The sequence below is a fragment of the Streptomyces sp. HUAS 15-9 genome, from assembly GCF_025642155.1.
Classification (GTDB): domain Bacteria; phylum Actinomycetota; class Actinomycetes; order Streptomycetales; family Streptomycetaceae; genus Streptomyces.
In genome coordinates this window covers 316,831-330,244 of sequence record NZ_CP106798.1, presented here as the reverse complement: position 1 = coordinate 330,244, position 13,414 = coordinate 316,831, and the positions used below count along the sequence as shown (strand labels likewise).

10 protein-coding genes and 1 pseudogene are annotated in these 13,414 nt (G+C 66.3%); 6 read left to right on the top strand and 5 right to left on the bottom strand.

The features are described 5' to 3' along the window. The first annotated feature begins 203 nt into the window (after nucleotides 1–203). The gene (locus N8I87_RS01340; protein ID WP_263204834.1) at nucleotides 204–1,439 is read left to right on the top strand and encodes an alpha/beta hydrolase; all 1,236 of its coding nucleotides are present in this window, start codon (nucleotides 204–206) and stop codon (nucleotides 1,437–1,439) included. Nucleotides 1,440–1,561: 122 nt separating this feature from the next. On the opposite strand, the gene N8I87_RS01335 is transcribed toward N8I87_RS01340, so the two are convergent. The 3 genes from N8I87_RS01335 to N8I87_RS01325 form a co-directional block, all read right to left on the bottom strand. Then, the gene (locus N8I87_RS01335) at nucleotides 1,562–2,500 is read right to left on the bottom strand and encodes a L,D-transpeptidase (RefSeq protein ID WP_263216257.1); all 939 of its coding nucleotides are present in this window, start codon (nucleotides 2,498–2,500) and stop codon (nucleotides 1,562–1,564) included. Nucleotides 2,501–2,786: 286 nt separating this feature from the next. Beyond that, the gene (locus N8I87_RS01330) at nucleotides 2,787–5,006 is read right to left on the bottom strand and encodes an NACHT domain-containing protein (protein WP_263204833.1); all 2,220 of its coding nucleotides are present in this window, start codon (nucleotides 5,004–5,006) and stop codon (nucleotides 2,787–2,789) included. Between the two features lie 178 nt (nucleotides 5,007–5,184). Continuing rightward, nucleotides 5,185–5,841, bottom strand: a complete 657-nt coding sequence (locus tag N8I87_RS01325) for an ATP-dependent endonuclease (protein ID WP_263204832.1) — start codon at nucleotides 5,839–5,841, stop codon at nucleotides 5,185–5,187. A 157-nt stretch (nucleotides 5,842–5,998) separates the two neighbouring features. On the opposite strand from N8I87_RS01325, the pseudogene N8I87_RS01320 reads away from it, so the two are divergent. Then, nucleotides 5,999–6,629: pseudogene (locus N8I87_RS01320) on the top strand (methyltransferase domain-containing protein). A gap of 51 nt (nucleotides 6,630–6,680) precedes the next feature. Here the strand turns inward: N8I87_RS01320 and N8I87_RS01315 are convergent. Both N8I87_RS01315 and N8I87_RS01310 read right to left on the bottom strand, forming a co-directional pair. After that, nucleotides 6,681–7,619 (bottom strand): hypothetical protein, encoded by a 939-nt coding sequence (locus tag N8I87_RS01315; protein ID WP_263204831.1) that lies wholly within the window; start codon nucleotides 7,617–7,619, stop codon nucleotides 6,681–6,683. Nucleotides 7,620–7,765: 146 nt separating this feature from the next. Further along, a complete protein-coding gene (locus N8I87_RS01310) occupies nucleotides 7,766–9,358 on the bottom strand; it encodes an oleate hydratase (protein ID WP_263204830.1) in 1,593 nt (530 codons plus the stop codon). A 461-nt stretch (nucleotides 9,359–9,819) separates the two neighbouring features. On the opposite strand from N8I87_RS01310, the gene N8I87_RS01305 reads away from it, so the two are divergent. From N8I87_RS01305 to N8I87_RS01290, 4 genes are all read left to right on the top strand, one after another. Then, nucleotides 9,820–10,284: a hypothetical protein gene (locus N8I87_RS01305; RefSeq protein ID WP_263204829.1), complete on the top strand. Its 465-nt coding sequence runs from the start codon at nucleotides 9,820–9,822 to the stop codon at nucleotides 10,282–10,284. Nucleotides 10,285–10,357: 73 nt separating this feature from the next. Then, nucleotides 10,358–10,897, top strand: a complete 540-nt coding sequence (locus N8I87_RS01300; protein WP_263204828.1) for an RICIN domain-containing protein — start codon at nucleotides 10,358–10,360, stop codon at nucleotides 10,895–10,897. 424 nt (nucleotides 10,898–11,321) lie between these two features. Further along, nucleotides 11,322–13,046 (top strand): aa3-type cytochrome oxidase subunit I, encoded by a 1,725-nt coding sequence (gene ctaD, locus N8I87_RS01295; protein WP_411577361.1) that lies wholly within the window; start codon nucleotides 11,322–11,324, stop codon nucleotides 13,044–13,046. After that, nucleotides 13,043–13,393, top strand: a complete 351-nt coding sequence (locus N8I87_RS01290) for a hypothetical protein (RefSeq protein WP_263204826.1) — start codon at nucleotides 13,043–13,045, stop codon at nucleotides 13,391–13,393. The genes ctaD and N8I87_RS01290 overlap by 4 nt, the downstream gene beginning before the upstream one ends. Nucleotides 13,394–13,414 lie beyond the last annotated feature (21 nt).

The following is a 13,414-nucleotide window of genomic DNA, read 5'->3' as shown; positions in this document are numbered from 1 at the left end:
CCCCGTTTCCATAAGGAACTATTGTCGGCTCTGCAAGGGCCTTTTATGTGATCGTCCCGCCCGGTGCCGGCTTGCGCCCCCGGTTCAGCCGCTTCTGCGTGGAACCACAGAGCTTTGCCCTCGTTGAGGAACGTGGACGTGTCTGTAGCCCTCCTTCTGTGTGAAGGAAACTGCACAGGCAAGAGCACCAGGGATCGAGTGGCATGGGTTTGACCAGCGAAGCGACCGTGTACGTCACGGCGGCCGTGGCCGTCGTCTGTGTGGCCCTGCTGGTCTGGCTGTGGCCGCAGCTTGCCAGCAGGGGGCTGCGGCACGTGCTTGGACGGCTGGCGGCCATCGGCGTGACCCAGGCGGCGATCATCGCGGCCTTCGCGTGTTGGCTGAACTCGTCGTACCAGTTCTTCGGATCGTGGGGCGAGCTCTTCGGCGATACCGAGACCGCACCCGTCGGCGTGACGCAGGCGTCCATCGGCCACGGCGCGGGGAACGGTGTCACGGCGAAGGGGGCGTTGATACAGCCCGCCACCAGCGAGCAGTTGAACCGGGTCAGCGGACTGCCCACCGGTCCTGCCGCGGTGAACGGCCGGGTGGAATCCGTGAAGGTCATCGGCCGCCGCACCGGCGTGGTCGACCCCGCGTTCGTCTACCTGCCACCGCAGTACTTCCAGAAGGCGTACGCCAGGCAGCGCTTCCCGGTGATCGTGACCCTCAGCGGCTATCCCGGCAGCATCTTCAATCTCGCCGAGCACCTGCGGGTGTCACAGACCGCCGGGGAACTGCAGAAGAGCGGCCGGATGCAGCCGACGATCATGGTGATGATCCGGCCGACCATCGCTCCGCCGCGCGACACGGAGTGCGTGGATGTGCCGGGTGGACCGCAGACCGAGACCTTCCTGGCCAAGGACCTCCCGGAGGCCCTGAAATCCGGATACCGGGTGGGTCACGACGCCAGCGCCTGGGGCGTCATGGGCTATTCGTCCGGCGGTAGTTGCGCCCTGCAGCTGACGATGCGCAACCCCGGTGTGTACACAACGGCCGGTGCCCTGTCGCCCGACTACAAGGTCAAGGACGACCCCACGACCGGCAACCTCTTCGGCAGCGGGCCGGGTCGCGTCAACCGGGTCGACGAGCACGATCTGATGTGGCGGCTGCAGCACCTGCCCGCACCGCAGGTCTCCGTCCTGGTCGCCGAGAGCAAACACGGCGAGCGGGGTTACCCGCAGACGCTGGCCTTCATCAAGGCCGTCAAGGCACCCATGCGCGTTGCGTCGATCCAACCGGAGCAGGGCAGTCACAACTTCCCCACCTGGGTACGGGAGATGCCTGGCACCCTGCAGTGGATGAGCCGGCAGCTGACCTTCCCTCAGGACGTGGTGCCCCGGCACCACCCCAAGAAGAGTGCGGCGCCGGGCACCGCGCCCATGGGCCGGCGCCCTTGAGATCCGTGGAGACGCTGTCCGGGGCCCGCGTGCTCGATCACGACAGAGCGTAGACAGAGGGATATACGGCCCTTCCGGACTGCGTCACTGCGTCGGTGAGGTGGTGCTGCCACCGCGGCGCATCACAGTGTCGCGGTCGTTCCCTCTCCGGACGCGCTGCCCGCGAGCCACTGGTCCCACTCCAGGTTGAAGTCGGCGTAGCCGTTGTCGGCCGGGGCCTTGGCGCGGGACGAGCCGGTGATGGTGACGGGGTCGCCCTGCTTGACCTGGCCGTAGAACCACTTGGCGTCCGACATGGACAGGTGGACGCAGCCGTGCGAGCCGCGGGCGCTGCCGCTGCCCGGATTGGGGTCACCGGTCGAGTAGTGCACGTACGTGCCGGACTGGGTCAGGTGGACATCCCAGGGCAGCGTCAGGTCGTAGTAGTTGGGGCTGCCCTTGTCGCAGCTGATGCCAACGCTGCAGGAGGTCATATGGACCTTCTCCTGCTTGTCGATGACGGCCATCGTGCCGTTCCACGTCGGATACTGAGGGCTGCCCGCATTGATCGACAGGGTGCGCAACAGCTTGCCGTTGCGGGTCACCTTCATGGTGTGGCCGGTCACCGAGACATCCGCGCGCACATCGTCGCCGACCTTGAAGGTGTGGGTGTAGGTGCGCACGCCGTAGCGGCCGTTGCCGTTGCTGACGCCCTTCATGTCGGCGTCGATCTTCACCGTCGTGCCGGAGGGCCAGTACGTCTTCGGTCGCCAGTCGGCGCGCCTGTCGCCGAACCAGTGCCAGGCGCCGGCCACCGGCTGCGAGGTGCTCACCTTCATGTGCTTCTCCACCGTGGCCCGTGCCTTTGCCGACACCGGGTTCGTGAAGACCACCGAGATCGGCATGGCCACGCCGACCGTGGTTCCCGTCTGCGGGGTGATCGTCTCCAGCAGCATCGGCGGGCCCGCGGGCTTCGTCGGTGACGGAGAGGAGCTCGCACTCGGCTTGCCCGACGCCTTTGAGTCGTCCCCGCTCGCCTTGTCACCGCCGCCCCCGCCACAGGCACTCGCGCCCACCAGCATCGCACCCGTGACCAATGCGATTCCTATGCTGCCGTTGCGCCGTCCCACGCCCTGCCCCGCTCTCTCGCTCTTCGGCCCTGACGGGCCCGACTCCCTGTCAGACAGTGAGGGTGGGGGCCGTAGTTGCATGCGTCGCGTAAAGCGTGTCTCAAAACTCGGTGCGTGCCGTCGGATCGGCGACGATTCGGGCCGGCGACGATGAGGGGCGCGTCATCGTCACCTCGCGAGCGGGGCCCGTGGTGGGTCGAGTCGGACCTGCCGGGCAGCACCACCCCCATCCTCACCGTCAGGGGTTGTGAGACTGGTGCGCGAACCACTCCTGAAGTTCCCGATGTCTGAACTGAAATGCGCCGCCCGCTCTGCGTAGTAGCCCCGCGTCGTAGCTCCACAAGAGAAATGGTGAGAGTCGGGTGGGCAGCATCCTCCACCCCACCAGGCGCATGGAAACATAGCGGCGGCCGGCGTCAGTGGCAAGAAATGCGGTAACCATTCCTGCGAGAATGAACCAGATCGCGATTCCTGGCCATCGTGAGGGGAATCCCCCTGGAAAGCGAGAGAGGTGTGGAATGGCGTACTCATCGAGGAAGTTTGCACTTCGCTCCTCGATCGCCGAGACGAGTGATTTGATGGTGTAGTTGCCGACATGAAGATTCCTGGTGTGCTCCTGCTTGAGCCGACCAGAAATTTCGGTCAAGGTCCTCACGAAATCATGCGGCAGCTTTAAGAATAGAGCGGCGTAGGCGCCCGCCATGAGACCGATCAAGAGATTCTGCCGAAGCTCTGCCTTGATCGGAGTAGTGGGGTCCGCGACCTCGACGTTCCACTCGTCCGTGAAGGAGGCATGGAGCAGAGGCGTCAATGCCGCAACGAGAAGCGCCAGGACCGTGATGCAGGCCAGCAGGTCGTAAGACTGGTATTTGATACCTGCCGTGAAAGGGAAAAATGTCAGATTCTTGGCCAGTAGGAGCTCCAATGCGAAAGTGAGAAGGAATATCGCGGCTGCAATCAGTGCAACTTGTCGACTTCCGTATCGGTGTCGCAACTGTCTCCATGTGGCGTGCTGTGGCTCGATCGTGCTGGAATCCACCGTCTTGTATGTCAGGGTGATCAATCCTGCGCAGGCCAGAGGAACCCACCAGGCCGGCACGGTGATTTCGAATATGACGCAGGCCAAGTATGTCAGGGCAACAATGGGAACGGAAACGATTACGGAGTCGGCTGCACGTGGTGCCCGGTGACCTGTGATCTTCCATAATTCGTGCAGCCTGATGTCAGAGGTGCCCGTGTTGTTGAGATGCGTCGCAATGTTTCCCAGCCAGGTGATCACTTTGCGGGGCTGGTAAGTGCCTCCCGCGCTTCTTTCGTGGATGCTGGTGACAGCGTCGACGTAGCGGGCCATCAGATGGCGCCCTATGTCTTCATCCGTTGTCTCCCAAAGCAACTCGTCGGGGTTCTGATCGGCGCTCTCTGTGTATGCGGTTGATGCCAGGGTGAGTCGCCATGGGGTGGAGAGGGACTGAGCCAGGACACCGTGGGGGTCGGTCGTCAGGCGCTGGATCACACCGCGCCATTTTCCCGGGCAGTGACTGAACCTCCGGTGGAGGTAGTCCGCGGCCTGGCTCGCGGTCAGTGGCTGCACGACAACCGGCGCAACATCCAGGATGTGCACCCCGTAGTTCGTCGCCAACTCGTCGAGAAAATCCCTGCGACAGGTGACCACCAATGGAGCCCCCTGTCGTCCGATCCTGAACCTGTTGATAGAGGTGATCGCGGACACGGCCCGGGGAGTTGATTCGGCGCCTCCCGAAGACATCTCGTCGAGACCGTCCAGAATGGGCAGGATCAGGCCCATCTCGACGAGTTTTTTCGCAACGGAAAAATTGATCTTAAAATCGCTGGATATCCTGCTGGAAATCCAATCACCCAAGGTTTCGTTCCCGTACCAGTCCGACAGGGAGAATCGCACCGGTACCGCACCCTCTGGAGCCCGCTCGTCGAGCATGAGGAGAAGGAGGTCGACAGCGAGGACTGTCTTTCCTGAGCCGCCGGCGCCTGTGATGAGCAGCCGCCGGGGAGTCAGATTGCGATAGTACGTGTGGACGGTTTCCAGTGTTCCAGAAGGCCCTGCATGGCTGGGCAGGCGGCCCATATCGAGAGCCAGAACGAATTCCACGTCGATGGGGATGACATCTCCACCTAGCCAACGTGATCGTTGTTCGCCTTCCAGCTTTCCCACTTGTGCGGCCAGGTTGTCTGCGGCACGTTTCACGCCCTCGGCACTGAGGTCCGGTCGCGCCGCAATCTTCATCTGAATCAGACTGATGGCAATTGCTGCCACGCTCAGGAAGACGCCCCAGAGTGATGCGATGAACGCGGGATCCTTCGACCGCTTCCCCACCTCGACGATCCATACCGTGACGAACACGAGAATGCCGATGAAGACAGCGAGTCCCAGCCTCCATAAGACGGATCTTGCTTCGCGCCCAGGCCCTGCTCTGAAGCTCATGACCCGATTGAAGCCCATCACGCCCGACACGTGCAGCCAATTCTGAGATTTTGGACCTGTCGGTGACGAAGGTCGGCCCGCGGGGCATGTGTGAGGCCGAATTCGGGCTCGCGCGGCTCCCGCGGCACGGATGGAGCGGGGGGACCGGAATCGCAGGCTGGTTCGAAGCGGTCACCGGTCAGACGTGCGTGAGGAGGCGCTCCAGCGGCCGGGGAACGCGCTCGAGGTCCAGGTGTGCGACCAGCGCCTGCGCGTAGAGTGCCTTGCGACCGCTGTGCGTGCCCATGAAGCGCCGCAACTGGTGTTCCACGGGCCGTTCCCGCTGCGCCGGCTGGCCCTGGAAGGTGTGGAACGGGCGCATCTCGCCCTGGGCCTCGATCACCTGCTGCACGCCCTCGGCCCCGACAGCGCGGATCAGCTCGTCCTCCAGGTCCGCGACGCACACATGGAACCCGAATGTCTCCAACTCGGTGTGCGTGAGACCGGACCCGAGCCCGACCCGCTCAAGATGACGCCGGAAATGCCGCTCCTCGCCGATGTCGCAGAGACCGGCCAGCGGGAGGCCGAGCCCCGCGGGACCGCACACGTCCAGGAAACGCCCGATGTTCGTCGCACCTCCGAGCGGTACCACCGCGACGCCCTCCGCGCCGAGGTCGCGGCCGTAGCGCGTGGCCAGCGCTTCGAGCGCGGCCTGATCACTGCCCCCCTCGACGAGCACGATCGTCCGCACACCGCCGCCGGCCAGCTCCCGCGCCACCGCGGCGGCCGCACCGGCCTCCGCTCCACCGGCCGCCCACGTGACCAGCGCCCGGCAAAATCGCCCCAACTCGTCCACGAGACCTCGCTTCCCGACGGCATCCTGGCACGGCTGAGGACCCGTACGCACACACGTTTTCCCGGGGCCCTGGCCTGCAGGTGGTCCTCGGCTACATGCCGCTGGGCCCGCAAGCTGCGTCTTCAACCTCGTGGGGCGATACAACTAGGCTTCGACGATGGACCGAGTCACCGATGCGCCCGAGAGTCTCGCCCGGTTTGCAGATCCGGCCCGGGTGAATGACTACGACAGCTTCGCCGAGGCGTATGCGGCGGAGAACGAGAACAATCTCGTGAACGCGTAACAGGCATCGACGCCAGCGCCAGGATGCCGGCGTTGGCCAGGCGGCGGCTGGGTGCCGACGTGGCCCTGCACATGGTCGGTCTGAGCGACCGCCTGCCGTTCGCCGACGGTGCGTTCGACGACATGGTCGCGTCGCTGGTACTGGATCGTGTAGGCCCGAAAGGGCGGTCCACCGAGGCGATCAGTCGGCCGCCGGGCAGGATCCTCGGCCCGACTGCTTTGCGACCACCAGCTATACCTTTGACGGGACGTTCAACGGGCAGTCCGTTCCCATGCGGTTCTGGCGCAAGCCGCTGCACGCGATGACCGATGCCTTCACCACCGCCGGTTTCCGCCTTGCCGTCATCAGCGAGCCGCGGCCCGACCCGGCCGCTCGTGGGCTGTTCCCCGATGACTTCGATGACCTTTCGAGCAAGACCTGCTTCCTGTTCTTCGTCGTCGAGGTGCCGCCGTCGGCCACCGGCTCGGACGGCCGGCCAGTCGCGGACTTGCCGGATGGCCGATGATTCTTCGACTCGGCGACGGTTTGCTCGATCCGGCGTCGTCTCCGACGTCCGTCACACCGCCCGGATTTCGGCAGACGCGGCCTGCCGTGCCCGCGGTGCGGCCGGCCACACCGCGGTGAGCAGGGTGAGACCGAGCGCGGCGAACAGCAGACCGAGCACCGTCACCGCGGCGGCCTGCCCGGCGGACGCGTCGGGGACGTCCCGCAGCCATGCACTGATCGCCATGGCCGCGACGGCCGGGCCGACCAGGGTCAGCCAGCCCGACAGCCCCAGGGCGACCTTGCGGGCCCACGGGCTGCCATGCCGCATCCCGGCGATGGCGGCGATGGCGGCGGGCAGGCCCACGCCGAGGTCGAGCAGGGCGATGGTCCAGAAGTAGCCCGGGCCCTCCAGGTAGTCGGTGGCCGACGGGTGCGCGCCGGCCGCGTCGAGGATGGCCGGCACGTACCGCGTGAAGGTCACGATGGCCAGGAGCGGGACCAGTACGCCACCGGTGATGCGTTCCCGTCGGCCGGGCGGCGTCCATGTTGCCGGGTCGATCTGCTGCCAGGCGAGAAGGGCCGTGGTCCAGCCGAGGACGAACAGCGCCAGCTGCAGGGGGAAGAACGCCTCGCTGTTGCCGTCGTAGCGCACGTACTGCGGTCCCAGCACGTACTGCGGAACCATGTACGCCGTATAGACGCCGGGTGCGAGGGCGAGCACGCCGCCCAGCGGGTGGCGGCGCAGTACGAGGACGGCGCCGCACGCGGCCACGGGCGCGACGACGGCCACCGAGAAGACATCCAGGGCCACGAGCTGGCTCATGAGCGACCCATGGCGGGGGATCGGGTACTGGATCGCCGCGAAGCCGACGGGGCCGAGCAGCGTGCCCGCCACGAGCAACGCGGCGAGGACGAGCAGCCCACCGCCGAGCAGTCGGCCAAGCGTGTGCGCCCTGGTCCGCGTGTACGGCGTTTCGCAGGTCCTGTGCCGGATGGGCAGGTCGCTCATCGCACACCCCGTTTCCTCTCACAACAGGCAGCGGGCCGGGCCGCCGAACCGGGTCCGACGGCCCCCAGCCCCTTCCGCCCGCAGACCGGGGGCGGAAGGAACTTGGCCCAGGTGGGAACCGCGCAGGTCAAAGCGGCCCCGCGTGCTCAGGCCAGGGTGGCCGCGAGCACATCGAAGGCTGTCCGCGGATCTGCCAGGGCGTGATAGATGCCGGGGATCTCGTGGTCGTCGAGGCCGAGCAGGCCGTACACGGCGTGCATGGCGCCGCGCACCGAGTACTCGACGGTGAAGACCACATCCTCCGGGATCTCCGTGAACTGGCCCAGGAAGGCGAAGTTCGCCGCACCGCGCGGGATGACCAGCGGCCGGTCGTGTGTGGTGCGTGGGGCGAACTGGCTGGTGATGTAGGGCATCATCACCGGGATCACCGTGGTGGTCGCCGCCACCTGTTCCTCGGCGTCCGACAGGCCCAGGTGGCCCAGCAGTTCGGTGAGGATCTCCCGGCCGGTGGCCTCGGCCATCGGCTTGCCGACGAAGTCGCCCTCGCGGTCGACGAACAGGCCGTAGCCCCACACGGTGTACACGTCCTCCGGCTGGCCCTCGAAGTGCGGGGCATGCGGCACGACGATCGACATCAGCCAGCTGGAGTCCTTGAACGTCATCAGCGCACCGGTGCCGGGCAGGTTGCCGGACAGCTCCTCGATGCGGTGCAGCAGCAGCGGGCTGCGCATGGTGAGCGTGAAGGACTCCCACTTGGCCTCGTCCACGTTGCCGTTGAACGCCGTGGGCCGGCCGAAGTCGTCGGCCTTGCCGGCGATGGCCTCCCACAGTCGCCAGCCCCCGTCGCGCTTGTCGCGCACCAGCTCGGGCGCGGTCGTGTCGCTGCCGTAGGCCGCGTCGGCGGTCATCGAGCCGAGGGTGAGGAACGCGTAGTCGTCGGCGCCGAGTTCGTAGGAGTCGCGCTGCCCGGCCCGGTCGAGGTGCAGGCGGGTGGCCCGGCGGGTGCCGTCCACCTCGGTGGTGAAATCGACGTCGGTCACGCGCACACCGTGCTCGAAGCGCACGCCGCGCTCCTCCAGCCAGACCCGTATCGGGCGGATGATCGAGTCGTACTGGTTGAGGCGGGTGCGGCGCACCCCCGCCAGGGTGTGCATGCGGGGGAACTCCTGCATGAACCGCAGCAGATAGCGCTTGAGCTCGATGGCGCTGTGCCAGTTCTGGAAGGCGAAGGTGGTGCGCCACATCGTCCAGAAGTTGGTGGCGAAGAAGTGCGGGGAGAAGAAGTCCTCGATCCGACGGGCCCCGATCACCGACTCGGGCAGCACCAGCAGACGCGTGAGCTCCAGCCGGTCACGCGTGTCGAGACCGTAGTCGGCGGCGTCGAGAATCACGGTGCCCTTGCCGATCAGGCGGGCCTTGGCGTCGGTGGGCCACTTGGCGTTGAACTCGGTGATCTCCTGGCGTACCGATACCGACTCGTCGGTCAGGGTGGGGATCGTCTCCAGGAGGTTCCACAGGCATGCGTACGCCTCCTCCTCCAGCATCCGGCCGCCCCGGGTGACGTATCCCCCGGGTTCTTCGCGACCGTCCATCGAGCCGCCGGCGATCGGGAGCTCCTCCAGGATGTGGATGTTCTCGCCCGGCAGGCCGCCGTCGCGGATCAGGAAGGCCGCCGCCGCGAGGGAGGCGATGCCGCCGCCGACCAGGTAGGCGTGGGATGGGTGCGGAGCGTCGGTCATGACGTCCCTCCGTTTCTGCCGGCCCGGTGTACGGGCGGCCGACTGTGTTCATAACCCTGGGCACCACATCGCCCACCGTGATCCGGGCAGAGCGGTGCCCAGCGTGTCGCCGCTGTGCTCAGGCCGATCGCGGCGAGGCGCGGGGTGTACTTTCAGTCAACTCGTGCGGTGATCGAGTGGGCAGGGGCCGGTCGTCCCTGCCCACGTGCCGAGGGACCCGGGCCGGGCGGTCGCTTTCGGGTGCCGTCCGTGACGTCCCCTGGCCAGGGCGGCAGCGCATGGTTGCGCCCTGGGTCGGGGGGTTGGTAGCCGCTCACAAGGCCTGACGCAGGGATCCAGCTCCTGCGGCGCTTGCATGTTCAGGCTCCGACTATATACCGGCTACCGATATATTCTGCAGCAGTTGGCCGATCACGTGTCCCGGCTCCGAGCGGTGGTCAGGACGAGGCATGGAGTGAAGCATGGAATCGAACATCACAGGTCTCCCGGCGTCCTGGGCCGGACGGCGGGTGGAGGGTCTGGCCTTCCTGCTGGCCGGTGCGGCCGTCAGTTGGGCCGCGGTCCTGCTGAGCGCGCACACGGCCGATCCGGCCCCGCTCGACTCCGACGTGACCGATGCCGATCTGGCGCGGCTGGGTGCTGCCGTGATGGCCGCCGTTGCGGCGGTGTCGGCCGGATTGTGGTGGCGCCACCGGGCGGCCGCACATCATCCGGCAGCCGGTGGAGGCTGGGCACGAGCGGCGTTCGCCGTGTCTTGTGTCCATGCCCTGCTCCTTGTACCGGTGATCACATTCGCCCCCTGGGGTTGGAAGGTCCCGTTGATCGTGTTCACGGCCGCGGTGCTCGCCGGCGGCGTGAGGGAGGCCGCCGCGGCGACGGCATCCGCCGATGGCCGCATACCCTTGCCTGCCCCGGCGTCCGGCTGAGGCATGGGGTTTCCAGGCACGGCCCTGACGGATTGAGCCACGGCGGGCCACTCGACCTCCGATAATCACCCGTATGACTTCCACCGGGCCGGACTTGAATGTCTCGCTGAATCTCCCGTTCGTCTCCATAGGCACTTCGAATGTGGGTGCCTGGCTGCGCCGTCGACCACGTCCGAGCCCGTACATGTTCATATCGGTGACCTGCGGACTCGCCCTGGACGCGACCGAGGTGACGGGACAGGGAGAGTGGCCCCGGCTGCGCAGGCCCAACGGGAAGCCCGCACAGTTGTGGTGGCTGAAGCCGGCGGGCAGCTCGGGCGAGATACACGTCGTCTCCGCGTTCAACGGAATGCATCTCGACGCCGGCCGGGATGTGGGCAAGGAGCCCCCGGTCATCGACATGTGGCCCGACAGCGGTTCGGCATCGCAGAGATGGCGGCTCTCTCCCTCTCCCGACAACCGCGCCCAGTACCTGTCCGGCATCGGCAGCGGTCTCGTGCTCGACTGCCCGTGGGACGTCTCCCACGAGGGCCATCCGACACTGTGGCGCAAGCACGGGGGCGAGAACCAGCACTGGGTGGTCGCCAAGCCCTTCGCCGCCGCACCGGTCTGAGCAGCTGATCCCACGGGGTCGGGAGGGGACGGTCGCCGGCACCGGGGCATCGCCCGGATCGGACTTCTTTTGACGCCTGGATGGAGGAGCCTCCGACGGCGGCCCGCGAGAAGCCCAGGGCATTCGCGCGGGCGGCCCTCTGGTGCCACGGAGGCGTTCTGCTCCAGGCCACGAAGAGGTCAGGGCGGCCTCGACCGGAGCAAAGTCCGCCGCTGTGTCGGCTGGTGTCGCCACATCACCGCGCCGGTACGCGATGCCACCGGCACCGAACGGATGAGTTCCAGTTGTGACTAATGGCGAAGGTCAGCGAGCCTGATTGATACCGGCTCGGGTGCCAGTAGCGTCGCGCCGGAATGACGCCGCTCTCGCAGCTGGGATGTCGGCCACTGCTTTTCGAAAACTCGGAGACGAACAAACTGTGAGCATCTCCAACGGATCTCGGGACACCGCCACAGCAGCGGAGGAGGTGTACGAGAACGAGTTGCCGCTACGGGGCAGGCAGCCGGGCAATGTGGCCGTGAGGTGGTTGACCACCACGGACCACAAGACGATCGGAACGCTGTATCTGATCACGTCGTTCGCGTTCTTCTGCATCGGCGGCGTGCTGGCGTTGTTCATGCGTGCCGAGCTGGCTCGTCCGGGCCTGCAGATCCTTTCGAACGAGCAGTTCAACCAGGCTTTCACCATGCACGGCCTGATCATGCTGCTGATGTTCGCGACGCCGCTGTTCGCCGGCTTCACGAACTGGATCATGCCGCTGCAGATCGGTGCACCCGACGTGGCGTTCCCGCGGCTGAACATGTTCGCCTACTGGATGTACCTCCTCGGGTCGCTCATCGCGGCAGCCAGCTTCCTCACCCCAAACGGCGCCCCCGACTTCGGCTGGTTCATGTACGCACCCCTGTCGGACGCGATCCACACGCCGGGCATCGGCGCTGACATGGGCATCATGGGGCTGGCGTTCTCCGGCTTCGGCACCATCCTCGGCTCGGTCAACTTCATCACCACGATCATCTGCATGCGCGCCCCGGGCCTGACCATGTTCCGCATGCCGATCTTCTGCTGGAATGTGCTGCTGACGGCAGTGCTGGTCCTGCTGGTCTTCCCGGTCCTCGCGGCTGCTCTCTTCGCCCTCGAAAGCGACCGGAAGTTCGGATCGCTCGTCTTCGCCCCTGCCAACGGAGGCGCCCTGTTGTGGCAGCACCTCTTCTGGTTCTTCGGGCATCCCGAGGTCTACATCATCGCGCTGCCGTTCTTCGGGATCGTTTCTGAGATCATCCCGGTCTTCTCCCGCAAGCCGATGTTCGGCTACATGGGCCTGATCGCCGCGACCATCGCCATCGCCGGTCTGTCCGCGACCGTATGGGCCCACCACATGTACGTCACCGGCGGTGTGCTCCTGCCGTTCTTCTCCTTCATGACCTTCCTGATCGCGGTCCCGACCGGGGTGAAGTTCTTCAACTGGATCGGCACCATGTGGAAGGGAAGTCTGTCCTTCGAAACGCCCATGCTCTGGACGACCGGCTTCCTGGTCACTTTCCTCTTCGGTGGTCTGACCGGTGTCATCCTGGCCTCGCCGCCGATGGACTTCCATGTCTCGGACTCGTACTTCGTCGTGGCGCACTTCCACTATGTGGTCTTCGGCACGGTGGTCTTCGCGATGTTCGCCGGATTCCACTTCTGGTGGCCGAAGTTCACCGGCAAAATGCTGGACGAGCGTCTCGGCAAGATGACCTTCTGGACGCTGTTCGTCGGCTTCCACGGCACCTTCCTGGTCCAGCACTGGCTGGGCGTCGAGGGCATGCCGCGCCGCTACGCCGACTACCTGGCGTCGGACGGCTTCACTGCCCTGAACACGGTCTCGACGATCAGCGCGTTCCTGCTCGGTCTGTCGCTCCTGCCGTTCTTCTACAACGTCTGGAAGACGGCCAAGTACGGCAAACCGGTCGGCGTCGACGACCCCTGGGGCTACGGCCGTTCCCTCGAGTGGGCGACGTCCTGCCCGCCGCCGCGGCACAACTTCGTCACCCTGCCGAGGATCCGCAGTGAATCCCCGGCGTTCGACCTGCACCACCCCGACATCGCGATGCGGGAGCAGGAGTGGTACCAGGGTCCCGGCGGGGCCGCAGAGGTGAGGGACCTGCCGTGAGTGCCGAGATGGCGGCGGACGACGATGCCGTCCGGGCAGGTATCGCCAGGGTGGAGGGTTACCTGCTGTGGCAGGGTGAGGTAGAGAGGGCCCGGGCGGAAGCCGAATCCTTTGCTGATGAACTGGATTGGCTGACAACCGCGCAGAGGGAAGCCGTGGTCGACCTCTTCGCCCGTCGCCAGCTCGACCTTTCCCGGACAGCCATCACCCGCACGGCTCAACGCGCACTGCAGCTCCGCCAGGAATACCAGGACCGCTATGACTACCTCAGACGCCGGGGCTTCGCTGCTGCCATGGCTCTGGAAGCGGCCACCGTCTTCGTCGCCTCGTTGCTGCTGATGCGTTGATACGGCTCACCGGACACGTCG